The organism is Caballeronia sp. HLA56 (genome assembly GCF_054655155.1).
The window spans coordinates 532,092-554,322 of the sequence record NZ_BAAHOB010000002.1; the positions used below are offsets into that span (position 1 = coordinate 532,092).

General features: G+C 62.1%; 21 protein-coding genes. 10 read left to right on the forward strand and 11 right to left on the reverse strand.

Annotated features, from left to right (window positions below; genetic code table 11):
* Nucleotides 1-25 precede the first annotated feature (25 nt).
* The 3 genes from ACYQ47_RS08830 to ACYQ47_RS08840 all read right to left on the reverse strand — a co-directional run bounded on the left by ACYQ47_RS08830 (nt 26) and on the right by ACYQ47_RS08840 (nt 2,577).
* Nucleotides 26-907 carry a class I SAM-dependent methyltransferase gene (locus ACYQ47_RS08830; protein ID WP_459905131.1) on the reverse strand — a complete coding sequence of 294 codons (882 nt, stop codon included), beginning with the start codon at nt 905-907 and terminating at the stop codon, nt 26-28.
* Nucleotides 904-1,395 (reverse strand): polyhydroxyalkanoate granule-associated phasin, encoded by a 492-nt coding sequence (locus tag ACYQ47_RS08835; RefSeq protein WP_459905132.1) that lies wholly within the window; start codon nt 1,393-1,395, stop codon nt 904-906. Before ACYQ47_RS08835 ends, ACYQ47_RS08830 begins: the two co-directional genes overlap by 4 nt.
* Before the next feature lie 234 nt (nt 1,396-1,629).
* Nucleotides 1,630-2,577 carry a GlxA family transcriptional regulator gene (locus ACYQ47_RS08840; RefSeq protein ID WP_250527587.1) on the reverse strand — a complete coding sequence of 316 codons (948 nt, stop codon included), beginning with the start codon at nt 2,575-2,577 and terminating at the stop codon, nt 1,630-1,632.
* 268 nt (nt 2,578-2,845) lie between these two features.
* On the opposite strand from ACYQ47_RS08840, the gene ACYQ47_RS08845 reads away from it, so the two are divergent.
* Nucleotides 2,846-3,388 carry a carbonic anhydrase gene (locus ACYQ47_RS08845; RefSeq protein WP_459905133.1) on the forward strand — a complete coding sequence of 181 codons (543 nt, stop codon included), beginning with the start codon at nt 2,846-2,848 and terminating at the stop codon, nt 3,386-3,388.
* Between the two features lie 89 nt (nt 3,389-3,477).
* On the opposite strand, the gene ACYQ47_RS08850 is transcribed toward ACYQ47_RS08845, so the two are convergent.
* From ACYQ47_RS08850 to ACYQ47_RS08875, 6 genes are all read right to left on the reverse strand, one after another.
* Nucleotides 3,478-3,876, reverse strand: coding sequence for an FKBP-type peptidyl-prolyl cis-trans isomerase (locus ACYQ47_RS08850; protein WP_250510961.1), 399 nt, complete (start codon nt 3,874-3,876; stop codon nt 3,478-3,480).
* Between the two features lie 71 nt (nt 3,877-3,947).
* Entirely contained in the window at nt 3,948-4,253 is a 306-nt protein-coding gene (locus ACYQ47_RS08855) for a DUF4148 domain-containing protein (protein WP_244830928.1), read from the reverse strand.
* Nucleotides 4,254-4,320: 67 nt separating this feature from the next.
* Nucleotides 4,321-5,856 (reverse strand): cryptochrome/photolyase family protein, encoded by a 1,536-nt coding sequence (locus ACYQ47_RS08860; protein WP_459905134.1) that lies wholly within the window; start codon nt 5,854-5,856, stop codon nt 4,321-4,323.
* A 152-nt stretch (nt 5,857-6,008) separates the two neighbouring features.
* On the reverse strand, nt 6,009-6,134 hold the full coding sequence (locus ACYQ47_RS08865; RefSeq protein WP_459905135.1) for a hypothetical protein: 126 nt from the start codon (nt 6,132-6,134) through the stop codon (nt 6,009-6,011).
* Nucleotides 6,135-6,156: 22 nt separating this feature from the next.
* The gene (gene cydB, locus ACYQ47_RS08870; protein WP_250494486.1) at nt 6,157-7,155 is read right to left on the reverse strand and encodes a cytochrome d ubiquinol oxidase subunit II; all 999 of its coding nucleotides are present in this window, start codon (nt 7,153-7,155) and stop codon (nt 6,157-6,159) included.
* A 34-nt stretch (nt 7,156-7,189) separates the two neighbouring features.
* A complete protein-coding gene (locus tag ACYQ47_RS08875) occupies nt 7,190-8,581 on the reverse strand; it encodes a cytochrome ubiquinol oxidase subunit I (RefSeq protein WP_244830925.1) in 1,392 nt (463 codons plus the stop codon).
* A gap of 429 nt (nt 8,582-9,010) precedes the next feature.
* Here ACYQ47_RS08875 and ACYQ47_RS08880 point away from each other — a divergent pair, with 429 nt between their 5' ends.
* Nucleotides 9,011-10,369 (forward strand): LLM class flavin-dependent oxidoreductase, encoded by a 1,359-nt coding sequence (locus ACYQ47_RS08880; RefSeq protein ID WP_459905136.1) that lies wholly within the window; start codon nt 9,011-9,013, stop codon nt 10,367-10,369.
* A gap of 113 nt (nt 10,370-10,482) precedes the next feature.
* A complete protein-coding gene (locus ACYQ47_RS08885) occupies nt 10,483-11,823 on the forward strand; it encodes an LLM class flavin-dependent oxidoreductase (protein ID WP_459905137.1) in 1,341 nt (446 codons plus the stop codon).
* A gap of 70 nt (nt 11,824-11,893) precedes the next feature.
* On the opposite strand, the gene ACYQ47_RS08890 is transcribed toward ACYQ47_RS08885, so the two are convergent.
* Nucleotides 11,894-12,721: a MetQ/NlpA family lipoprotein gene (locus tag ACYQ47_RS08890; protein ID WP_250469220.1), complete on the reverse strand. Its 828-nt coding sequence runs from the start codon at nt 12,719-12,721 to the stop codon at nt 11,894-11,896.
* Nucleotides 12,722-12,948: 227 nt separating this feature from the next.
* Between ACYQ47_RS08890 and ACYQ47_RS08895 the strand changes: the two genes are divergently transcribed.
* From ACYQ47_RS08895 to ACYQ47_RS08920, 6 genes are all read left to right on the forward strand, one after another.
* Nucleotides 12,949-13,209 carry a hypothetical protein gene (locus ACYQ47_RS08895; protein WP_244830921.1) on the forward strand — a complete coding sequence of 87 codons (261 nt, stop codon included), beginning with the start codon at nt 12,949-12,951 and terminating at the stop codon, nt 13,207-13,209.
* A 116-nt stretch (nt 13,210-13,325) separates the two neighbouring features.
* Nucleotides 13,326-14,663, forward strand: a complete 1,338-nt coding sequence (locus tag ACYQ47_RS08900) for an LLM class flavin-dependent oxidoreductase (protein ID WP_459905138.1) — start codon at nt 13,326-13,328, stop codon at nt 14,661-14,663.
* A gap of 206 nt (nt 14,664-14,869) precedes the next feature.
* Nucleotides 14,870-15,838, forward strand: coding sequence for a sulfonate ABC transporter substrate-binding protein (locus tag ACYQ47_RS08905; RefSeq protein WP_459905139.1), 969 nt, complete (start codon nt 14,870-14,872; stop codon nt 15,836-15,838).
* 161 nt (nt 15,839-15,999) lie between these two features.
* On the forward strand, nt 16,000-17,148 hold the full coding sequence (gene ssuD, locus ACYQ47_RS08910) for an FMNH2-dependent alkanesulfonate monooxygenase (protein ID WP_244830918.1): 1,149 nt from the start codon (nt 16,000-16,002) through the stop codon (nt 17,146-17,148).
* Between the two features lie 8 nt (nt 17,149-17,156).
* Nucleotides 17,157-17,960, forward strand: coding sequence for an aliphatic sulfonate ABC transporter permease SsuC (gene ssuC / locus ACYQ47_RS08915; RefSeq protein WP_459905140.1), 804 nt, complete (start codon nt 17,157-17,159; stop codon nt 17,958-17,960).
* The gene (locus ACYQ47_RS08920; protein WP_459905142.1) at nt 17,957-18,754 is read left to right on the forward strand and encodes an ATP-binding cassette domain-containing protein; all 798 of its coding nucleotides are present in this window, start codon (nt 17,957-17,959) and stop codon (nt 18,752-18,754) included. The genes ssuC and ACYQ47_RS08920 overlap by 4 nt, the downstream gene beginning before the upstream one ends.
* A 218-nt stretch (nt 18,755-18,972) precedes the next feature.
* Here the strand turns inward: ACYQ47_RS08920 and ACYQ47_RS08925 are convergent, their stop codons facing one another.
* On the reverse strand, nt 18,973-20,580 hold the full coding sequence (locus tag ACYQ47_RS08925) for a rhodanese-related sulfurtransferase (RefSeq protein WP_459905143.1): 1,608 nt from the start codon (nt 20,578-20,580) through the stop codon (nt 18,973-18,975).
* 194 nt (nt 20,581-20,774) lie between these two features.
* Here ACYQ47_RS08925 and ACYQ47_RS08930 point away from each other — a divergent pair, with 194 nt between their 5' ends.
* On the forward strand, nt 20,775-22,220 hold the full coding sequence (locus ACYQ47_RS08930) for an NAD(P)-binding domain-containing protein (RefSeq protein ID WP_459905144.1): 1,446 nt from the start codon (nt 20,775-20,777) through the stop codon (nt 22,218-22,220).
* Nucleotides 22,221-22,231: the final 11 nt, after the last annotated feature.

The window sequence follows — 22,231 nt, forward strand, 5'->3', positions numbered from 1 at the left end:
GAAGCAAAGCGAAAGTGAAATAATCCTACCGACCCAGCGTCACATGCACCAGACACGGCAGATACTTTTCGCTGCCCGGATGCATGCGGATCAAGTTGTCCGCGAGCCTCGGCCAGCCACGCGGCGCGCGGTATTCGAGCAAGCTCACCGATTCGATGCCCGGTGACCACGCGCGCAGACAAGCTTCGATGTCGTTGGTATCGATGCCCCACGGCATTGGCGGTAAGCGATAGTACGGCGTTTTCATCACACCCCACATGGTCAGCGACGAAAACCATTGCGGTATGACATCGAAGATCATCTGGGCTTTGGGAAAGCGCGCGGCGATATCGTTGAACAGGCGCTGCACCGCCGCCGGGTCGAGGTACATCAGCAAGCCTTGAGCGACGACCAGCACATCGCCGTCCGAATCGATCTCTTTTGCCCACAGCGGATCGAGCGCGCTCGCCGCAATGTGACGAAAGCGCTTAGATGGCTGCAAAAAATTCTCCCGAAACGCGATGGCAGCGGGAAGGTCGACGGTGAGCCACTTCATGCGGCCGTTATCGACACGGTGTGCCTGAGTTTCAAGGCCTTCGCCCAGCGAAGCGACTACGCCATTCGGATGATCTTCGAGCCAGCGCAAGACCAGATGATCGATTTCGGCGGCGCGTGCCGCGAACGAGCCGTCCGGGACACCGAAGCGTCCCGCGAAGTCATAATCGATCGCAGCGCAGATTCTGGAACTCTCGGGATCGGACAAGACGGGGTTCGGCCGTCTGGCCTCGCACGCGCGGTCATACAACGTCCACAGCATCGTTTCCGATACGCCCTGAAGGTTCACCACGATATCTGCCTTCGCTTCGCCGTTTTTCGACTGGCGCGCGGCGGCACGTCGGCGCCGTAGCGGGACAGTCGCGGTGCTCACAAGGCACCTAGCCGTTTGGCATTGGCTGTCGCGCGGTCGTGAATGGGAGCAAGCGTTTCCTGGATCACGTGCGTGGCCGAATTGGCCAGACGCAGCGGATTGATCGGCGCATTATTGACGACGCCAAGCAAAACGGCCTGCCGCTCCAGCCATTGTGACGCAGTCTGGCTGGATGCCAGCGCGATAGTCGCGGAAGAGGCTTCCCAGATGAGCCGCGTCGTGTCGGCGGCGAGGGTGATGGCAAGGGTGAGACAGCCGGAGCCGAGCGCTTGCAACGCTTCCGTCGCGGCTTCTTTCTTTTCGGTGCTCATCAGGCTGAATTCGGTTTGATCGCGCTCGCTCGGCAGCGGTCCCGCCATCGCCATGCGGACCGTGCGATGTCCCACCACCTGCGAGGTCGCGCGGAACATCTCGCTTGCGTCGGAGAGCGTTTCGAACCAGCTGGTCGAGAGGTCGCGAAGGGGGAAAGCGGACGTAGATGCGGCCATGTAGGCGCTCCTTTGATAGTGGAAACTAGGCGGATGGCCTACTGACGATTGTCGATTGTCGACTGCAACTTGACGATGCGAGCGCGGCTAGTGGAACCGCGAGCAATGCACAGGCCCATGATAGGCCGATAAATGTTGCGACGCAACATAAAAGCACATGTCGCTGCTATTAGTCGAGCAATGCGTTGCCTACATGAAAAGAACGGTCATTCATAAGCGACGATCAGCTAGTTTTCAACGCAGTTCGCTGCGTGCGTTCCTGCGCAGCACATCGGCGGGTACGCCAAAGGTCCGCAAGAACGCGCGACGCATGCGTTCGCGGTCGGCGAAGCCGGTTTCATCGGCGACCACGTTGATCGTGTGACGCCCTTGCTCGATCATGAATCTCGCGGCTTCCAGCCGAATCTGTTCAACGGCCTTGGCCGGCGACTGACCCGTTTCGGCCATGAACGCTCGGCTGAATTGCCTCGGGCTAAGGTTCGCCACCGCCGCGAGTTCCTCGACCGTGAGTGGATTGCGCAGATTGCGGCGAATGTGCGCGACGACCAACTCGATACGATCGGACCTAGGCGTCATCTCGAGCAACGCGGAATGCTGCTTCTGCCCGCCGAGCCGACGCTGATGCATCACGAGAAGCCGGGCGACGAGCTTCGCGGCATCCGGGCCGAGGTCATTGTCGATCAGCGCCAGAATGAGATCGATGCCGGCGGTCATGCCGGCCGAGGTCCAGACCGGGCCATCGTTGATGAAGATCCGGTCCTCGTCCGTCGTCACGTCCGGAAAACGCGCCCTGAATTCGGGTGCATGCGCCCAGTGCATGGTCGCGCGCCGTCCGTCCAACAGTCCCGCTTCGGCGAGCACGAAAGCGCCGCTGCAAATGGAAGCAATCCGTCTCGATGCCTTGGCCGCCGCTTGCACGAACGCGATCAGATTCGCATCGAATGAAGGCATTTTGAGTTCGGTGATCGACCCGACGATGACAGTGTCGAAAGCCGGGTCGTCGAAAGCCTCCGTCGAAAGCGTCATGCCACCCGACGACTCGATCAAGCCACCGTGTTCGGACAACAGACGAATGTCGTAGTACGGGCCGGTCGGCGGAAGGTTCGCCAGTTCGAACGCCGTCAAGGCCGCAAGACTCATCATCTGAAACCTTTGCGGCACGATGAAACCGATCCGATGCATGGTTAGTCCCGCCGTGTGATGTCCTGAATGGTGGCAACTACGACATGGATCGTAACGGCGCGGAACGTTAAGGTACAAGCAATTTCCGCATCCGCTCGCATCGAGTGAGACGACGAACATTGCGTCGCAAATCGCCCGGGCCGCAGCCGAGCAGATAGTGGCGGTCCTTTAAAGCCGCGAAGGCTTGGTCTAAAAGTATGTCTCGAGCGGGCGCCGCGCACCGAATACAACCATCGGGCTATTTGCCCTGATCGCCAGGAGAAAGGACATGGACTTCAACCATCTCATCGCGGAACGTAACGCGCACTTCGTTCAAACGCGGTTCGAGCCTGAACTGAAGATGCTGCCGTCGCTGGGGACGATTGTCGTTGGCTGTGTGGATCCGCGTGTCGATCCTGCCGCCGTGCTTGGGCTGGAACAAGGCGAAGCGGCGGTAATCCGCAACGTGGGCGGGCGTCTCAATCGATCATTGCTCGAAACGCTGGCCGTGCTGAGCGTCGTGGCGCGTGCGGCCGGACGCCCGAATGGCGGGCGCAACCTCGTGCTGCTTCAGCATACGGATTGCGGAATCATCGGATGCCATCGGCATGCGCCTGCGCTGCTTGCGCAGTATCTCGACGTCGAGCCTTCCGCGCTCGATGCCCTTGCCATTACCGAGCCCTACCAGGCAGTCGCGCTGGACGTCGCGGCGCTCAAGGCCAATACGACGTTGCCGGATGATCTAGTGGTGTCGGGTTTGGTCTATGACGTAAAGACCGGTCGTGTCGAAACGGTTGTTCCGCCGGCGCCGTTGCGTGAAGCGGCTGCCTGATTGACCGGTGCCGCGAGCGCCCTGGCATGCTGCCTTGCCGGACAACTTCCGGGCAAGGCAGCATGTCTTTAAGCGATTTTGGTAACGGCTTACTTTCCGATTCCAAGCAAATCGATCTCGAACGTGAGATCGCTGTTCGGCGGAATCGAGCCTATACCGCGTTCGCCGTAAGCGGTCGCTGCCGGGCACGTCAGCTTGGCCTTGCCGCCGACTTTCATCTTCTGCACGCCTTGCGTCCAGCAGGGAATCACGCGACCGAGCGGGAAGCTGGCCGGGCCGCCGTGCTTGTCCGACGCGTCGAATTCGGTACCGTTCGCGAGCGTGCCGCGATAGTTCACGCGCACGACGTCGTCGGCGGTAGGTTGCGGTCCCGTTCCTTGCTTGATGTGTTCGACGACGACACCCGACGGCAACTTGTCGACCGGGTTTGCAGCGAATGCAGTCGATGCAAGAGTCGAAGCAGCAAGCAAAGCAATGACGAATTTCATGCGAGATCCTCGTTTGTCAAAACCTGATTATATCGGGCGCGTTCCCTCGTCCCGAGTCGGCACGCGGCGTTTCAGCTTGGCGGCATCGGCTGACATTCCACTTGATACCAACGATCCACCTGACGTTGCGCCGCTTGCAGATCGTCGGGGTAATACGGATCGAAAAACATGGACGGGTGATAGCCCGCCGTTTCCAGCGCCGCCAATTCGCTGCGATTACGCTCGGATGTGATCGGCGCATTGTTCTTGAGCGCGGTCAGATCGCGGCACTGTGCAGGGCTAAGATGCGTCGTGCCGTTCTGCATGCTGGTGGCGCAACCGGTGAGCAGGATGGCCGTCGCGCAAATCAGAGGCCGGAATCTCGGCAAGTGCTTCATGTCATGTCTCCAGTGAAGTCCAGTTCTCAAGCGCTGCGTGCCAGCCAACGTTACACCGTGCGGGCCATCATAGCGAATCCAGATTCGCCTTCAGCGCACGCGCTTTCGTGGCTATGGCCGCGCGTTCTTCATCGGGCATCCGGCTCAACTGCTTATAGATCATCGTAAGCCGATGATTACGCCCGAGCGTCGCCTCGTTGCGCGCGAGAAAGTCCCAGTAGAGCGCGTTGAAGGGACAAGCGTCTTCTCCGTTGCGGCCTTTTCTGTCGTATGCGCAGCCTTTACAGTAGTCGCTCATGCGGTCGATGTACGCGGCGCTCGAAACATAAGGTTTGCTCGCCATCAAGCCGCCGTCGGCAAACTGGCTCATGCCTAGCGTGTTGGGTAATTCGACCCATTCGAAGGCATCGATATAAACGCCGAGATACCACGCACAGACTTCGGGGACGGAGAGACCTGCGAGCAACGCAAAATTGCCGATGATCATCAGCCGTTGAATATGATGCGCGTGCGCCTCTTCGAGCGACTGGCCGACCGCATGCTTCAGGCAACGCATGCGAGTGTCGCCGGACCAGAACCACTGCGGCAGCGCGCGCTTGTGACGGAACACGTTCTTGCTTGCGTAGCGCGGCATCTGCGCCCAGTACACGCCGCGAATGTATTCGCGCCAGCCGATGATCTGCCGAATGAAGCCTTCCACCGAAGGCAATTCGGCACGGTGCGCGCGATACGCCTCTTCAGCCGCTTCGACCACTTCGCGCGGGTTGAGCATCTTCGTGTTGAGCGCGAACGAAAGCTGCGAGTGGAAGAGACGCGGCTCGTGCGTGCTCATTGCGTCCTGCCATGCGCCGAAGTTCGGCAAGGCTTCCTCGATGAAGCGCGCGAGATGCTGAAGCGCTTCTGCACGATCGAGCGGCCAGCGAATACGCGCGGCCTGCGGATTGCCGAAGCTGTTCACGCCTGCGGCGACGATATCGCGCCATAGCTTCGAATGGTCATGCACCGGCCGAGGGTCTTCGGGCGGCGGCGGCTCGCCATGCCATGCGCGGCGATTGTCGTGATCGTAATTCCACTGGCCGCCTGCTGGCCGATGCTCCGTTTCCATCAGCACGCCATGCTGGGTACGCATATGCCGATAGAACCGCTCCATCAGCCATTGTCCCTTGCCGTGGATGTCGAAGAACTGCTTCGTTTCGTGGCGCCCGGTGAAGAAGTGTTCGCTGTCGACCATTTGCGTGGCGATCGGCAGCGCCTTCGCATAAGCGTCGAGCTGATGATCGAGCCGCCATTCGTCGGGTGCCTGATACTCGAAGCGATCGATTGCCTGCGACGCAATCAACGCGTCCAGATTCGCGGGAACGGAGTGCTCGTTGGCCGTATCGTCGATCTTCAGATAGTGAACGCGATGTCCAGCCTCACGCAAACCGTCCGCGAAACGGCGCATCGCCGCGAAGATGGCGATGATCTTCTGCGCGTGATGCAGCACGTAATCCGTCTCCTGACGCACCTCCATCATGACGTAATGCACGGTGGCGTCGGGCTCGACGAACCAGCTATGCGCGGGGTTCAACTGATCGCCGAGAATCAGGCGCAAGGTAGTCATGGCGATGGCGTGGAGATTTTGGCGGCAATCTCCTCATGCCAGCAATCCAGACGCCCGGCGTGCATCGCAGCCCGGATTGCCGCTTTGGCAACGCGAAGACGCCTGCGTGTGGACGTTTTGTCGATGCTCTTTGCGCGAGAACGTCGGCTCGGTCAATGCCCCATCGCCTTGACGGCCAGATAGTGGAACGGGTAAGTAAGGAGCGCGGTACCCGCCACACCCACGCACCAGAGCAGCACGAACCAGAGAAAGCGGCGGAGTGCCGGGCTCGGTTTCATAAGCGTCATCCTCCGCGCGAGATTAGTGATAAGCCGAGCCGGGCTTCACTTTGCCCCGGAACACCCAGTAGCCCACCGTCGTATAAGCCAGAATGATCGGAATGATGATGACCGCACCCACGAGCGTGAACGCCTGACTCGTTTCCGGCGATGCCGCCTCCCATAAGGTCACGCTGCCGGGCAACGCATAAGGCCACACGCTCAAGAGCAGCCCGATATATCCCAGGAACACGAGCAGCAGCGCGATAGCGAGCGGACCGGCCTCTGACTCGCGCTCGATCGCGAAGTACATGGCGACCGCCGTCAGCACCACCGCGACCGGCACCAGATACAGCCAGAGATGAAACGACGAATGAAACCAGCGTTCGGCGATGCGCGCATCGGTGAGCGGCGTCCACACGGATATGACCGCGATGAACGCAAGCAGCACGGCCGTGAGCGGAAGGATGAGCGCGCGCATGCGTCGTTGCAGATCGCCATCCGTCTTGAGGACGAGATAACCCGCGCCCAGCAGCGCATAGGTGCATGTGAGACCAAGCCCTGTGAGAAACGGAAAAGGTGCGATCCAGAAGAACGGGTCGCCCGAGAATGCGTTCTGGCTCACGGGTATGCCGTGCAGATAGGCACCCAGAATCACGCCCTGAAAAAAGCTCGCGCCAGCCGAGCCGCAGATGAAGAACAGGTTCCAGATATTTTTCGTGCGCGTTGCCTTGGCGCGCACTTCGAAGCTCACGCCCCGAAAGATTAGACACACCAGCATGAAGATGATCGGCAGGTAAAGCCCCGACAGCGCGATCGAATACGCAAGCGGAAAGGCCGCGAACAACGCGGCGCCGCCGAGCACGAGCCAGGTTTCGTTGCCGTCCCATATCGGCGCGATGCTGTGCATCATCAGGTCGCGTTCGGCATCGTCGGGAAAGAACGGGAAGATCATGCCGACGCCGAGGTCGAAGCCATCGAGCGCCACGTAGATGAAGATGCCTGCGGCGATGATCGCCGCCCAAACGATTGTCAGATCCATGTCGTCACCTCACGTGATTTGGCGTGCCGCACGGTTAGCGCGAGACGGCGGAGAAGGGGCGGCGGCCCGTGGCTTCGGTGGGATCGCGCGTGGCGTCGGCAGGCAGCGGCGGCGTTCCTTGCGGTCCCTGGCCGATCATGCGGAAGATGTAGTAGAGCCCGATGCCGAAGACGAGGCAATACACCAGCACGAACAGCAGCAGGGAAAGCCCGGCGGAAGCCTGTGTGATGGGCGAGACTGCATCGGAGGTGCGCAACACGCCATAGACCACCCAGGGCTGGCGGCCCGCTTCCGTCGTGATCCATCCGGCGAGCAGCGAGATGAAACCAGTCGGGCCCATCAGGACGGCGGTCCACTGAAACCAGCGCGCTTCGAATAAGCGTCCGCCGCGTCTGAGCAGATTACCCGTCACGGCGACGAGAATCATCAGCATGCCGAGACCGGCCATCACGCGGAAGGTCCAGAAGATCAGCGACGAATTCGGCCGGTCCGCTTTGGGAAAGTCCTTGAGCCCGCGAATCTCGCCATCCCAGCTATGCGTGAGAATCAAGCTGCCGAGATGCGGGATCTGGATCGCATGACGCGTGACTTCCGCGTTCATATCGGGAAAGCCGATGAGATTGAGCGCCGTGCCGCCTTTCTCGGTTTGCCAAAGGCCTTCTATCGCCGCGATCTTCGCAGGCTGATAGCGCCGCGTGTTGAGACCGTGCTGGTCGCCCACGAGCGCCTGAACCGGCGCGAGCACGAGCAGCAGCCAGAGCGCCATCGACACCATGGTTCGCGTTTCCGCGTCGCGCCTGCCGCGCAGCAGATGCCATGCGCCCGTTGCCAGAACCACGAGCGCGGCGACGATGAACGCCGCAAGCGTCATATGCGCGAGCCGATACGGGAACGACGGGTTGAACACGATGGCGAACCAGTCGACCGGAACCACGTGTCCGTTCTCGATCCTGAAGCCTTGCGGCGTCTGCATCCAGCTATTGGACGAGAGAATCCAGAACGTGGAGATCAGCGTGCCGATCGCCACCATGATCGTCGCGCCGAAATGCGCTTTCGGGCCGACCTTCTCCCAGCCGAACAGCATGATGCCGAGAAAGCCCGCTTCGAGAAAGAAGGCGGTCATGACTTCATAGGTGAGCAAGGGACCGGTGATGGGTCCGGCAAAGCGTGCGAAGCCCGACCAGTTGGTGCCGAACTCATAGGCCATGACCACGCCCGACACCACGCCCATGCCGAAGCCCACGGCGAAGATGCGCGACCAGTAGAGACAAAGCACCTTGTAATGCGGCTTGCCGGTCTTGAGATAGCAGCCTTCGAGCACGGCGATGAAACTCGCAAGCCCGATGCTCAATGCCGGAAAGATGATGTGAAACGAGACCGTGAAGGCGAACTGAAGGCGCGAAAGGTCGAGAGCGTCGAGATTCATCGGAGCATCCACCAAGGCTGCGCGCTAGCCCGGCGGACCTTGGCGCGGTTCATCGAACCGTGATCCGCGCATGGCGAATCACGGGCCACGTCATCGGGCCGGGGCGTTCGCTTCTTGGAAACGCCTGACGGGCCGGTGTCAATCTGACGACATCATGGCTTCTGCAAACACCTTCGGCATTTATACGTATGTATAGCGAAAGGGCGACATGCCGCTGGCGCGCGGGCGGGAAGACAAATAGCGTGCGAATCTGAAATGCGCGGGTTCGTCGGAGCAAGACGGCGCGCCAGCTTCATGGATGCCGCTTATAGATGCATCCACGCTTTGCATATTCTTCCGACGGTAATAAGCGCATGACGATACGGCCTTTCTCCAAGCGCGATCAAATGACTAGACTTGAAGGTTTTCACGCGTCCAGCCAAGTCGATTATGCCTCGCCAGATCCGGTTCAATGCCTTCATGATGAATTGCGTGGGGCATCTCGCGCCCGGTCAGTGGACAGCGCCTGCAGACGATTCAATCGGCTATCTCGACACCCGCTATTGGGTCGAGCTTGCAAAGGTGCTGGAAGAGGGCTTTTTCGACGGCCTCTTTCTCGGCGATGTCACCGGCATCTACGATGTCTACGGCGACAGTCCCGCCGCCGCGTTGCGCACCGCCGCCCAGGTGCCGATGAACGACCCCGTGCCGCTGATTCCCTTGATGGCGCACGCGACCAAGCACCTGGGCTTCGGCGTGACGGTATCGGTGGCTTATGAAGCGCCGTATCTGCTGGCGCGGCGCTTCACCACGCTCGATCAGTTGAGCCGGGGACGCGTCGCATGGAACGTGGTGACGTCGTATCTGCAAAGCGGCGCGTTGAGTCTCGGGCAGACGGAACTGCGCGCCCATGACGAACGCTACGATCGCGCCGATGAGTTTCTCGAAGTCTGCTACAAACTTTGGGAAGGAAGCTGGCAAGAAGGCGCATTGCTGCGCGATGCCGAACGCGGCATCTACGCCGACCCCGCGCGCGTGCGCAAGATCACACACAAGGGCCGCTACTTCGAAAGCGAGGGTATTTTCCAGTGCGAGCCTTCGCCGCAGCGCACGCCGCTTCTGTTCCAGGCGGGCGGATCGACGCGCGGCACGGCATTCGCGGCCAAGCATGCGGAATGCATCTTTCTCGGCGCGCCCACGCGCAATGGCTTGCGCAAGTCGGCGCAGTCCATCCGCACCGCGCTCACGGAAGCGGGCCGCGCACCGGACAGCGCATTGCTGTTCGCCATGCTGACCGTGATCGTCGATGAAACCGCCGAACGCGCGCAGGCACGCTATGCCGCGTATCAGGCGCGCGCGAGTTACGAAGGTGCCCTGGCGTTGTTATCCGGCTGGACGGGCATCGATCTTTCGCGCTATAAGCCCGACGATACCCTCGCTTACGTCGATACCGATGCCGGCCAGTCCGCACTTGCATCGTTCAGCAAGCTGGACCCGGAACGCGTGTGGACCGTGCGCGATGCGGTGGAATTCGTGACGATCGGCGGACGCGGCGCGGTCGTGGTCGGCGATGCGGCTCAGGTTGCCGACGAATTGCAGGCGCTCGTGGAAGAAACGGATATCGACGGCTTCAATCTCGCGTGGGTAGAGTCGCCGCGCACGTTCCACGATATCGTCCAATATCTCGTGCCCGAGCTGCAAAGGCGCGGTGCATACAAGACCGAATATGCAGAAGGCACCCTGCGCGAGAAGCTGTTTGGCAACGGCGCCTATCTGCAAGCGCCGCACGTCGGCGCGAGCTATCGATAAATGCCGCTAGTCCCTTAGCGCCCCAGCGAATATGAATCCACGAAATCGTTCGTGGCGCGGCACCCGGTTCGCATCGGACAATCGAAGGTCCGACTTTTCCCGGAGTGTCACCCATGAGCGGCGAAGCCCCGCGCCAGTTGCATCTGAACATCAATGCGCTTCATTCCGGCTTCGTGCCTTCCGCATGGCGTCTGGCCGACGCCGATCCGCGCGCCTTCGTCGATATCGATCATTACGTGCGTCTCGCGCAGATCGCGGAGCGTGGCTGTCTCGACGCGATCTTCCTCGCCGATAGCGCCGCGATCACCGACCAACTCGACATGCGCCCGATCACGGCGCTCGAACCCACGCTGCTGCTCGCGAGCGTCGCGGCCGCGACGAAGCATATCGGGCTGATCGCGACGGCATCCACGAGTTACAACGAGCCGTTCAACCTTGCGCGGCGCTTCGCCACGCTCGATCTGATCAGCGGCGGCCGCGCGGGCTGGAACATGGTAACGACGGCCGATCTGCCTTCGGCACGCAACTTCGGGCTGGAAGCCGTCCCGGATCACGCCGAACGCTATGCGCGTGCGGAAGAGTTCGCCACGCTCGTGAAGACGTTGTGGAATAGCTGGGAGGACGACACGCTCGTTGCCGACAAAGCGACCGGCCAGTTCGTCGATCTCGGCAAGCTGCATCCCGCCGCGCATCGCGGACGCTTCTTCGCGGTGCAAGGCGCGCTCAATCTGCCGCGCTCGAAGCAAGGGCATCCGGTGCTCGTGCAGGCGGGCGCATCCGGCGACGGGCGTGATCTCGCGGCGCGTCATGCGGAAGCGGTGTTCTCGGCGTCGCAATCATTCGACGAATCGAAGGCGTATCGCGAGGATCTGAACGCGCGTGCGGCGTGTTACGGACGCGGGCCGCATGCGGTGAAAGTGCTCGCGGGTCTCACGACGATCATCGGCGCGACGCAGGCCGAAGCCATCCGCCGTCGCGATGAACTCGTCGATCTCATTCCATGGCGCTACAGCCTGAACCGGATTGCCGGCACGCTCGGCATTCCCGCCGATTCGCTCTCGCTCGACGAGCATCTTCCCGAGAATCTTACGCTGCCCAACAACGGCAACGGTAATCACACGTTCTTTCACGCGACCATCGCGCAGGCGCGCGCGCATGGCTATACGGTGCGCGAACTCATCCGCGCGCTGGCGGGCGGCGGCGGGCATCGCGTGATCGTCGGCACGCCCGAACAGGTTGCCGAGGACATCGCGCACTGGTTCGAAAACGGCGCCGCCGATGGCTTCAACCTCATGCCCGACGCGTTGCCGGGCGGGCTCGAAGCCTTCGTCGATGGCGTCGTGCCAATTCTGCAAAAGCGCGGAATCTTCCGGCGCGCTTACGAAGGGACTACCTTGCGCGGGCATCTCGGGCTCGATGTGCCGGCGGGGTATCGAGTGGAAGAGGCGGTTTAGGCGATTCGAGAAGCGCTCAAACGATCAACGCCCGGTCATGCCGGGCGTCGTCGCTTACATCACACGCGCGTTACTTCTGCGGCGCGCCGTCCCATGCCGGCAAGGTCGCACCGTGATACACCTTCAGGATCGTCGCGGCGACGTTGGCCTGCTGATAACTCGTCTGCAGCGTCTTGACCCACGGCGCCTGTGCATCTTTCGCGTTCACCGCCAGAAAGTTGCGATACGGATTGCCCGGCACTTTCTCCTGCGCAATGCGTTCCTGCGGAATCTGGATGCCCGCTTTGATGGCCCAGTCAGTGTTCACCACGGCAGCGTCCACGTCGCCGATCGCGCGGCCAACGATGCCCGCATCGAGTTCCTTGATCTGGACATGCTTCGGATTGTCGGCAATGTCACGCGCCGTCGGCAGCAACCCGACGTTGTCGCGCAGCTTGATGACGCCGTTCGCCTGCAGCAGCAAGAGCGCACGGCCTTCATTGCTCGGATCATTCGGCACGGCGATGGTTGCGTTCTGCGGCAGCGCGGCGACCGACTTCACCTTGCGCGAATAGAGGCCGATAGGCTGCACGTAAGTAAAGCCGACCGGCACGATGTCGTAATGGCGCGCCTGAATCTGCGCATCGAGATAAGGCTTGTGCTGGAACGAGTTGGCGTCGAGATCGTGTTGCGCGAGCGCTTCGTTCGGCTGGGTGTAATCCGCGAAAGTGGTGACCTTCACCGTCAGGCCCTGTTTGGCTGCGTTGGCCGCTACCGTGCGCCAGACATCCTCGTCCTCGCCCGACATGATGCCCACGCGCACCGTCTGATTCGCCGCGAACAACGGTGCGGCGCTCATCACGCCGCATGCAAGCAGCAGGGAAAACAGCGCGGTTTTTATCGGCGACTTTATTTTCATGGGGCAAAAGCTGATAAGTTGGGAGAGACGTGATGCTAGAGGCGGCAGCGCCTCGCGACAAATAATATCGAGCGCTATCGATATAGCGCCTTTTCGTTTGCCGTCACGGGCGGTTTGAGCGCTATATAAGGCATGCAGGCGGTGTATTGCTTTGCAGAAAACCTTGTTTGTGAAAGCGTTGCGGGCGGCCTAGATTTGATTCATTCACCATTTGAAGGGGATGAGCCATGCCGCAGTTCCTGTCGCACTATCTCCAAGCCATCTACGCGCCCGCCGGACGCATGCGTGAGCGCTGGCAATTGCGGTCGCTGGAACGTGCGCGCGCCGCATGCGGCTGCAATGCCACGAGCGTAATCGAGCTGCCCGACGACGAAAGCACGCGCGCCGACCGGCTCGAACACATCGCGCTCTATGCGCGCGCGGGCTACTTCAACATGGGCTATACGGTCGATCTATTTCAGTCGCCCGCCGATCTTCCGCCGCACTGAATCCGCATCCGCATCGACGCGCCACGATTCCGGCGCGTCGGTTCATCGTCGATCCAAGCAACGTTTGCATGCCTGAAGTAACGTAAGCGCTGACCTGGACTCGAACCGATTTTCACATGACCCTTTCCCGACAACTGCATCTCGGCGCATTCATGCGGCCGGTGAGCCTGCATACCGGCGCGTGGCGTTTTCCCGGCGCGTATGCGGATGCCAACTTCAATTTCCGCCATCTCAAGCAGTTCGTGCAGAAGCTTGAGAGCGCCTGTTTCGACGCATTCTTCATGGCCGACCACCTCGCCGTGCTCAACATGCCCGTGGACGCGCTCAAACGCAGCCACACCGCGACATCCTTCGAGCCGTTCACGCTGCTTTCCGCGCTGGCTTCGGTGACGGAGAAGATCGGGCTGGTCGCGACGGCATCGACGACATTCGACGAGCCGTATCACATCGCGCGGCGCTTTGCCTCGCTCGATCACTTGAGCGACGGACGCGCCGGATGGAACCTCGTGACCACGTCGAACCCGGATGCCGCATTGAACTTCGGCCGCGAGGATCACATGGAGCACGACGAGCGCTATCGCCGCGCGCGCGAGTTCTACGATGTCGTCACGGGCCTGTGGGACAGCTGGGCCGACGACGCGTTCGTGCGCGACACCGAGAGCGGCCTCTTCTTCGATCCCGCCAAACTTCACGTGCTCGGTCACAAGGGCGAATATCTATCGGTGCGCGGCCCGTTGAATATCGCGCGGCCGGTGCAGGGTTGGCCGATCGTCGTGCAGGCCGGATCATCGGAAGCGGGCAAGCAACTCGCGGCCGAAACCGCCGACGCGGTCTTCACCTCGCAACCGAATCTGGCCGCGGGCAAGCGTTTTTTTGCGGATGTAAAGAGCCGGCTCGATGCACTCGGCCGCCCGCGCGAGCATCTGAAGATTCTTCCCGGCGCGTTCGTCGTGGTAGGCGACTCGCGCGAGGAAGCACGCGAGAAGCGCGCATTGCTCGATACCTTCGTGCATTACGAAAGCGGTATCGCTTCGCTTTCCATCGCGCTCGGCCACGATGTCTCCTCGTTCGATCCCGATGGTCCCTTGCCCGAGATTCCCGAGACCAATGCGAGCAAGAGCGCGCGCGAACGCGTGGTCGAAATGGCTCGCACGGAAGGGCTGACCATCCGGCAACTGGCGCAACGCGCGGGCGGCTTTTCGGGCTTGCAGATGATCGGCACGGCAAACGATATCGCCGATGAAATGGAGCAGTGGCTCGCCGAGGAAGGCAGCGACGGCTTCAATGTGATGTTCCCGTATCTGCCCGCGGGTCTCGACGATTTCGTCGACAAGGTGGTGCCGGAATTGCAGCGGCGTGGCATTTTCCGGCGCGCGTATGAGGGCAACACGTTGCGCGAGCACTTCGGTTTGCCAAGACCCGGCAATCGCTTTTTCCCCGCGAATAACGCATAAGCTTATTCGCACACACGCATCCACCGCCTTATATGCGCCGTGCGCTTAGCCGCGTCACGGCGTATTCATTTGCAAATGACATTTGCTTGGTTCCGCTTTTGGCGCGCGTCTCGCATAGTAGGGATTGATGGCTATAGACGTCTTTTCTGAAGACGTTCTGGCGCCTGTCTGCCTCTGCTTTACGACCCTATCCCAAGGAACTCCGCATGTCCGATCGTTCTCTCTCGCTGTCGCGCCGGCGTGCGCTCGCGCAACTGGCCGCCGTCAGCGCAGGCGCCTTCGCGTCGAGCCGCCTCTTTGCCGCCGATGCAAGCAAGACCTTGCGCATCGGCTATCAGAAGTACGGCAACTTCGTGGTGTTGAAGGCACGCGGCACGCTCGACAAGCGGCTTGCGGCGCAAGGCGTCACCGTGCAATGGCTCGAATTTCCCGCTGGTCCGCAATTGCTCGAAGGGCTCAACGCGGGCGCGGTGGATATCGGCACCGTCGGTGAAACGCCGCCGATCTTCGCGCAAGCCGCGGGCGTCGATTTCGTCTATGTCGGCAACGAGCCATCCGCGCCGCGCGCAGAAGCCATCGTCGTGCCGAAGGATTCGCCCATTCGAACGGTGGCCGAGTTGCGCGGCAAGAAAGTCGTGCTGAACAAAGGCTCCAACGTTCACTATCTGCTCGTGGAAGCGCTCAAGAAAGCGGGTTTGGCCTACACGGATATCCAGCCCATCTATCTCGCCCCCGCCGATGCGCGCGCCGCCTTCGTGCAAGGCAGCGTTGATGCATGGGCAATCTGGGACCCGTATCTCGCCGCCGCCGAGAAGCAGGCGAACGCACGTCAAATCACCGATGGCACGAACCTCGTGCGCAACATCCAGTACTACCTCGCCACGCGCAAGTTCGCGACCGCGCAACCGCAACTCGTGCGTGCCGTGCTCGAAGAACTGGATCTGGTCGATCGCTGGGCGCGCGACAACATCCCTGCCGTCGCCACGCAACTCGCGCCCCTCGTCGGTCTCGATGCGGGCATTCTCGAAGTCGCGCTGAAACGGACGGCTTACGGCGTGCAGAGCGTCGCGCCTGCAACGCTCGAATATCAGCAGCAGATCGCCGACGTTTTCAGCAACCTCAAGCTCATTCCGAAGAAGCTCGACGTCACCGAAGCGCGCTGGAACGTCGCGTAATTCTCAGTAAATTCGGGTTAGCAGTTTCGCGCACATTCTTAGCGCGAATCGATGGTTGGGCAAGCGTCGCCGCGTCGCTAGACTGACCCGAGCGCCGGGCTGTTTCGCAAAGCCGCATGCCCGTCTTCACGACACAACGAATTCGAAAGGCAGACCTCCCGATGAATGTTTTCTGGTTCATTCCAACTCATGGCGACAGTCGTTATCTCGGCACGTCGCAAGGCGCGCGTGCCGCTAATTACGACTACTTCCGCCAGATCGCGGTCGCCGCCGACACGCTCGGCTACGAAGGCGTGCTCTTGCCGACGGGCCGTTCTTGCGAGGACGCCTGGGTCGTGGCTTCGAGCCTGATTCCCGCCACCAAGCGCCTCAAGTTTCTCGTCGCGATCCGGCCGGGCTTGAGTACGCCGGGGCTCTCGGCGCGCATGGCATCGACGTTCGACCGGCTTTCCAACGGGCGCTTGCTCATCAACGTGGTGACGGGCGGCGACCCGACCGAACTCGCGGGCGATGGCGTCTTCGAAAGCCACGACACGCGCTACGAGATCACCGACGAGTTCCTGAGCATCTGGCGCGGTCTGCTCGAAAAGTCTCACGACAGCGGCAGTATCGATTTCGACGGCAAGCATCTGCGTTCGCAAGGCGGCAAGGTGCTGTATCCGCCGGTGCAGAAGGCGCATCCGCCGCTATGGTTCGGCGGGTCGTCGCCGGCTGCGCACGAGATCGCAGCCAAGCATATCGACACTTATCTCACGTGGGGCGAGCCGCCCGCCGAGGTCGAGAAGAAGCTTGCGGACATCCGCAAGCGCGCTGCCGCCGAAGGCCGCAGCATCAAGTTCGGCATTCGCCTTCATGTGATCGTGCGTGAAACCGAAAAGGAAGCCTGGGCCGACGCGGACCGCCTCATCAGCAAGCTCGACGATGAAACCATTCAGCGCGCGCAAGCATCGTTCGCGAAAATGGATTCGGAAGGACAGCGCCGCATGGCCGCGTTGCATGGCGGCAATCGCGATAAGCTCGAGGTGTATCCGCATTTGTGGGCCGGCGTCGGCCTCGTGCGCGGCGGCGCGGGCACGGCGCTCGTCGGCAATCCGGAACAGGTCGCCGGTCTCATGAAGCAGTACGCGGAACTCGGTATCGATACCTTCATTCTCTCGGGCTATCCGCATCTGGAAGAGTCGTATCGGTTCGCCGAACTCGTGTTCCCGCTCTTGCCGCGCCAGCAAAAAGAAGCGGCGAACGGGCCGCTCTCGGGGCCGTTCGGCGAAGTGATCGGCACGTCCGAACTGCCGAAGGTCGCGCAAAGCTGAGTATCGTCATGGCAAATCAATCTGCTCGAACGGCTTTGAGCGGCATCGGTGCAAAGGCGCTGCCCTGGATCGTGCCGCTGCTGATTCTCGTCGCATGGGAAGCGGCGGCGCGCACGGGCGGTCTCTCTTCGCGCGTGCTGCCCGAACCGCTCGCCGTGGTGAAGGCGGCGTGGGCGCTCATCTTGTCCGGCGACATGTGGGCCAACGTGAAGGTCAGTGCGTGGCGTGCACTCGCGGGCTTTGCGATGGGCGGCGCCACCGGCTTCGTGCTCGGCCTGGCCACGGGGCTTTTCAAGCCTGCGGAAGTTGCGCTCGATTCGACTGTGCAGATGATCCGCAACATCCCTGCACTCGCGATGATTCCGTTGCTGATCCTGTGGTTCGGCATTGGCGAGGAAGCGAAACTCGTGCTGGTTGCGCTCGGCGTGTTCTTTCCCATCTACGTGAACACGTATCACGGCATTCGTTCGGTGGATCGCGATCTCATCGAGATGGCGCGCAGCTACGGGCTGTCGGGCATGGCGTTGTATCGGCATGTGATCTTGCCGGGCGCGTTGCCTTCCATACTCGTCGGCGTGCGCTTCGCATTCGGGCTGATGTGGGTAATGCTGATTGTCGCCGAGACCATTTCGGCGCAATCGGGCATTGGCTATATGACGATGAACGCCCGCGAGTTTTTGCAGACCGATGTGGTGCTCGTCGGCATTCTGCTCTACGCGCTGCTCGGCAAGCTCGCCGACATGGCGGCAAGGGCCATCGAGCGCGTCACGCTACGCTGGCATCCGGCTTATCAGACCAAGGCGCGCACATGAGCACGGTGAATCCCTCTCTCGAACGAGCCGTTATCGCGCGTCATGCTCCTCGTCCAGGCTCGGTCGTGCGTGCGGCGGAGGGCGATCTCGCGGTATCGCTGCAAGGCGTGGAGAAGCGTTTCGACGAGCGCACGGTGTTGTCGAAGCTCGATTTTTCGATCGAGCGCGGCAGTTTCGTGTCGATCGTCGGACGCAGCGGCTGCGGCAAGTCCACGCTGCTGCGGCTGATCGCCGGCCTCGAAGCGACCACGGCTGGCGTGCTGCAACGCCGGGCCGCTACGCCGGATGCCGAGTTGCAGGTTCGCATCATGTTTCAGGACGCGCGTCTTTTGCCGTGGAAGAGCGTGCTCGACAACGTGATGCTCGGTCTGCCGCGTTCGGCGCGTGACGAAGCCCGCGCGACGCTTGCTGAAGTGGGCCTTTCCGAGCGCGAACGCGACTGGCCTTCGCATTTGTCGGGCGGTCAGCGGCAACGCGTGGCGCTGGCGCGGGCGCTGGTGCATCGGCCGGACTTGCTGCTGCTCGATGAACCGCTCGGTGCGCTCGATGCGTTGACGCGCATCGAAATGCACGGGTTGATCGAACGGCTGTGGCGAGAGCATCGATTCACCGCACTGCTTGTCACGCACGACGTGCAGGAAGCGGTGTCGCTTGGCGACCGCGTGGTGCTGATCGAGGAAGGGCGTATCACGCTGGATACGAAAGTGGCGCTGCCGCGTCCGCGCTCGCGTGCGGCGGAAGGGTTTGCGGAGTTGGAGGAGGAGGTTTTGTCGCGGGTTCTGCGGCGGTCGTGAGCGCTGGGATTGGACGTTTTTCGCGTATTTCCGCATTAGAACGTACGAGACGATGTCAAGCCAACCTCGGCTCGGGTTCATCGAGCGAACACGAGCATGCCCCGCGATCCAAAACCCAACGCAGCTTGGAACCCCGACCATTGATATAGAACACCGTTCGCGGCTATTGCGCAAAGGCGCGTCGTCATGAGAACCGACCACGTGCCTTTCTCCCGACATCACACCACGAAGAACCCATGCGTGCCATCGCGCTCCAGTTGCGCAACGAGGCCGTATTCCCAGTCGAGATAAGCCTGCATGGCTTCGCGCGCATTGCCCACGCCTTCATACGGACGGCGATACCGGTCGATGCGTGGCGACGCAAGCCGTGCTTCCCCGCCTTCGGTCTGCAAACCGGCGCGCACCCATGCGGCGTTGCCGCCTTCGAGCACATGCACGGGTTTGTTCGTGAGCGTCGCGATTTCCGTTGCGGCGTAGGGCGCAAGCGCGCTCGTGCCGCATGTGACGACGTAGCGCTTCGCATCGGGAAGGTCGCGCAGATCGTCGTGAGCGGGCGTGATGCGCGAACGCAGAATCCAGTGCGCGCCGACGATATGCGCCTTCACGTAGTTTGCGCTCGGTGCAACGTCGAGCAACACGACGCCGTTCGCGGGATCGTCGAGTAAAGCCGACAATTCCTTTGGCGCGATGGTCGGCACGGGAGCGGGCGCGGGCCGTTCGGGACGCCACGGGCCGCTCTCGGTCAACGCATCGGGGCCGGCTTCATCGACGACATACGCTTCCACGTTCATCTGCGCGAGCCATGAGGCGGTCATGTTGGCGCGCACGCCGTCATCGTCGAAGAGCACGACGCGCGCGCCGCGCACCGGCGCGAACATCTCCGTTTCCTGCACGAGCTGACCGCCCGGCGCGCTCTGAAAACCGGGCGCGTGCGCGGCTTCGTATTCGGTTGGCGTGCGTACATCGAAACGATACGTGGTGCGCGACGTATCGCGCGCCCAGCGCGCGGCTTCATCGAGCGAGGAGCGTCGAACGCCTGCACGTTGCGCAAGGGCAAACGCGGCCTGCCGTGACGCTTGCAGATCGCGAGGCGCGCGTCCCGTGTCATCCTCGAAACGGCGCTTGCTGCCGTGTTCCAGCGTCTGCCCCGCGAGCGTCCAGCCGATGGTCCCATTGCGCAGCGCCGCCACCTTGTTCGGCAGCCCTGCATTCACGAGCGATTGCGCGCCTATGATGCTGCGCGTGCGCCCCGCGCAATTCACGACGATACGCGTAGCCGGATCGGGCGCGAGCGCGCGTGCGCGCAGCACGAGTTCCGCGCCGGGCACGCTCACGCTGCCCGGAATGTTCATGGTCTGATATTCGTCGAAGCGGCGTGCGTCGAGCACGACGAGATCGTCGCCGTTCTTCTGTAGCGCGTCGAGCGTTTCAGCGGAAAGCGAAGGCGTGTGACGCTTCGCTTCGACGAACTCGCCGAAGGCCTTGCTCGGCACGTTGACATCGCGAAAGACTTCGCCGCCCGCGCGAATCCAGCCATCGAGACCACCTGCGAGCAGCGCGATGTTCGTGTAGCCGAGCGCGTCGAGCTTGTCGGCGGCGCGCACGGCGAGACCTTCGCCGGCATCGAAGAGAACGATCGGCACATCGCGGCGCGGCAGACGCGCATGCACGTCGAGTTCGAGACGCGTCAACGAAAAATTGGCTGCGAACAGCGGATGGCTCTGCGCATGCGGATCTTCTTCACGCACGTCGAGCAGCGCGATCTCCTGGCGGGCAAGCAAGCGCTCGCGCACGTCCTCGAAGGTGCGAACGGGATAGGTCTTCATGTCGTGCGGTCTTCCTTCGGTTTTCCAGGCGTTCGAGGCTATCACCGCGCGAGGCGCAAACGAAATAGCGGATTGGCATAAGGATATGGGCGCGGTTCGCGGCGTGCTCATTAGAAAAGCACGATTCCTTCGTTTGCACCGCCAATCCGAGGCTCGATACTCGGTATCCCGACAATCCCAGGATGCCCCGTTCCATGACCCAAGCCTTCGATCAGCAAGCACGCGAAACGCTGCGCCTCATTGGTCCCGATCCGGACGACTGGGTCGCGAGCCGCGAGGGCATCGACCATAACGTCGTGATCGTCGGCGGCGGCCAGACGGGCGCGGCATTCGCGTTCGGGCTGCGGCGCGCGGGCATCGGCCGGGTGAGCGTGATCGATGCCGCGCCCGACGATACGCGCGCGGGCGTCTGGCAAACCTATGCGCGGATGAATCGCCTGCGCACGCCGAAAAATCTCGCCGGACCCGAGGCCGGTTTGCCGGGTTTGAGCTTTCAGGCGTGGCACGAGGCGCGGCATGGCGAAGCGTCGTATGCGGATATCGAGCGCATCGGACGCGAGCAATGGGCCGAATACCTCGCGTGGTACCGGCACTTTCTCGCCATTCCCATTCGATACGGCACGACCCTGACACTGATCGAACCGTTGGGCACGCATTTCCGGCTGCATCTTTCAGTGCGGACCGACGAAGGCACTCAGACGCGCGTAGAAACCGCGCGCAAGGTAATTTTAGGCAATGGCGTCGCGGGCAACGGCCGGCCGAATATCGTGCCGCCGCTCGCCGGTCTGCCCGCCACGCACGTCGCTCACACCACCGACGCGATCGATTTCAACGCGTTGCGCGGCAAGTCGGTGGCGGTGATCGGCTCGGCGGCCTCGGCCTTCGATGCCGCCGCGACCGCGCTCGAATCCGGCGCGGCCACCGTGCATCTGTTCGTGCGGCGTGCGTCGCTGCCTTCGGTGCCCGTGAGCCGCGCGAAGGCATATCCCGGCGCCTACGACAACTTCCCCGCTCTGCCCGATGCCACGCGCTGGCAGCTCGCCCTGCGCTTCAGACGCGCCGGTTCGACCGCGCCCGCCGATGCGATCGATCGCGTCGCGCGCTTCGACAATTTTCATTTGCATCTCGGCGCGCCCTGGCAGCATGCCGAAGCCGCGGGCAAGCAAGTGAAGGCGCAAGTCGGCGACGAAACGTTCGCGTTCGATTTCGTCATCGCCGGCACGGGTTACGCGGTGGACCTGCATGCACGGCCCGAGCTTGCGCGGATAGCCGATCACGTTCTGCTCTGGCGCGATCGATACGACGCTGCCGCCGACGAACGCGACGACGCCCTCGGCGCGCATCCGTATCTTGGAGATGCACTGGAATATCTCGAGAAAACGCCGGGCAGCGCGCCGTTTCTGAAGAACATTCATGTGTTCAATCCGGCGGCGTTCGTGAGCCGTGGCGTGCCCGTCGGCGACGTGCCGAGCATGAAGCGCGACATACCGGCCGTGATCCGGCGCATTAGCGAAGATCTGTTTCTCGAAGACCTCGATGTGCACGAAGCGCGCATGCATGGCGACGTTCCCGCCGATTTCGACGCCTCGCGCTACGCGCATCGGCTCCATGAGAAAACGGATGCACAGCCGGCGAGCTGACGCGCGCGACC

Excerpts from the sequence above, each read along its gene's own strand:
- ACYQ47_RS08835 (WP_459905132.1), bottom strand. The coding sequence starts at position 1,395 with ATGGCCGCATCTACGTCCGCTTTCCCCCTTCGCGACCTCTCGACCAGC.
- ACYQ47_RS08840 (WP_250527587.1), bottom strand. The coding sequence starts at position 2,577 with ATGCATCGGATCGGTTTCATCGTGCCGCAAAGGTTTCAGATGATGAGT.
- ACYQ47_RS08845 (WP_459905133.1), top strand. The coding sequence starts at position 2,846 with ATGGACTTCAACCATCTCATCGCGGAACGTAACGCGCACTTCGTTCAA.
- ACYQ47_RS08850 (WP_250510961.1), bottom strand. The coding sequence starts at position 3,876 with ATGAAATTCGTCATTGCTTTGCTTGCTGCTTCGACTCTTGCATCGACT.
- ACYQ47_RS08855 (WP_244830928.1), bottom strand. The coding sequence starts at position 4,253 with ATGAAGCACTTGCCGAGATTCCGGCCTCTGATTTGCGCGACGGCCATC.
- ACYQ47_RS08860 (WP_459905134.1), bottom strand. The coding sequence starts at position 5,856 with ATGACTACCTTGCGCCTGATTCTCGGCGATCAGTTGAACCCCGCGCAT.
- ACYQ47_RS08865 (WP_459905135.1), bottom strand. The coding sequence starts at position 6,134 with ATGAAACCGAGCCCGGCACTCCGCCGCTTTCTCTGGTTCGTGCTGCTC.
- cydB (WP_250494486.1), bottom strand. The coding sequence starts at position 7,155 with ATGGATCTGACAATCGTTTGGGCGGCGATCATCGCCGCAGGCATCTTC.
- ACYQ47_RS08875 (WP_244830925.1), bottom strand. The coding sequence starts at position 8,581 with ATGAATCTCGACGCTCTCGACCTTTCGCGCCTTCAGTTCGCCTTCACG.
- ACYQ47_RS08880 (WP_459905136.1), top strand. The coding sequence starts at position 9,011 with ATGCCTCGCCAGATCCGGTTCAATGCCTTCATGATGAATTGCGTGGGG.
- ACYQ47_RS08885 (WP_459905137.1), top strand. The coding sequence starts at position 10,483 with ATGAGCGGCGAAGCCCCGCGCCAGTTGCATCTGAACATCAATGCGCTT.
- ACYQ47_RS08890 (WP_250469220.1), bottom strand. The coding sequence starts at position 12,721 with ATGAAAATAAAGTCGCCGATAAAAACCGCGCTGTTTTCCCTGCTGCTT.
- ACYQ47_RS08895 (WP_244830921.1), top strand. The coding sequence starts at position 12,949 with ATGCCGCAGTTCCTGTCGCACTATCTCCAAGCCATCTACGCGCCCGCC.
- ACYQ47_RS08900 (WP_459905138.1), top strand. The coding sequence starts at position 13,326 with ATGACCCTTTCCCGACAACTGCATCTCGGCGCATTCATGCGGCCGGTG.
- ACYQ47_RS08905 (WP_459905139.1), top strand. The coding sequence starts at position 14,870 with ATGTCCGATCGTTCTCTCTCGCTGTCGCGCCGGCGTGCGCTCGCGCAA.
- ssuD (WP_244830918.1), top strand. The coding sequence starts at position 16,000 with ATGAATGTTTTCTGGTTCATTCCAACTCATGGCGACAGTCGTTATCTC.
- ssuC (WP_459905140.1), top strand. The coding sequence starts at position 17,157 with ATGGCAAATCAATCTGCTCGAACGGCTTTGAGCGGCATCGGTGCAAAG.
- ACYQ47_RS08920 (WP_459905142.1), top strand. The coding sequence starts at position 17,957 with ATGAGCACGGTGAATCCCTCTCTCGAACGAGCCGTTATCGCGCGTCAT.
- ACYQ47_RS08925 (WP_459905143.1), bottom strand. The coding sequence starts at position 20,580 with ATGAAGACCTATCCCGTTCGCACCTTCGAGGACGTGCGCGAGCGCTTG.
- ACYQ47_RS08930 (WP_459905144.1), top strand. The coding sequence starts at position 20,775 with ATGACCCAAGCCTTCGATCAGCAAGCACGCGAAACGCTGCGCCTCATT.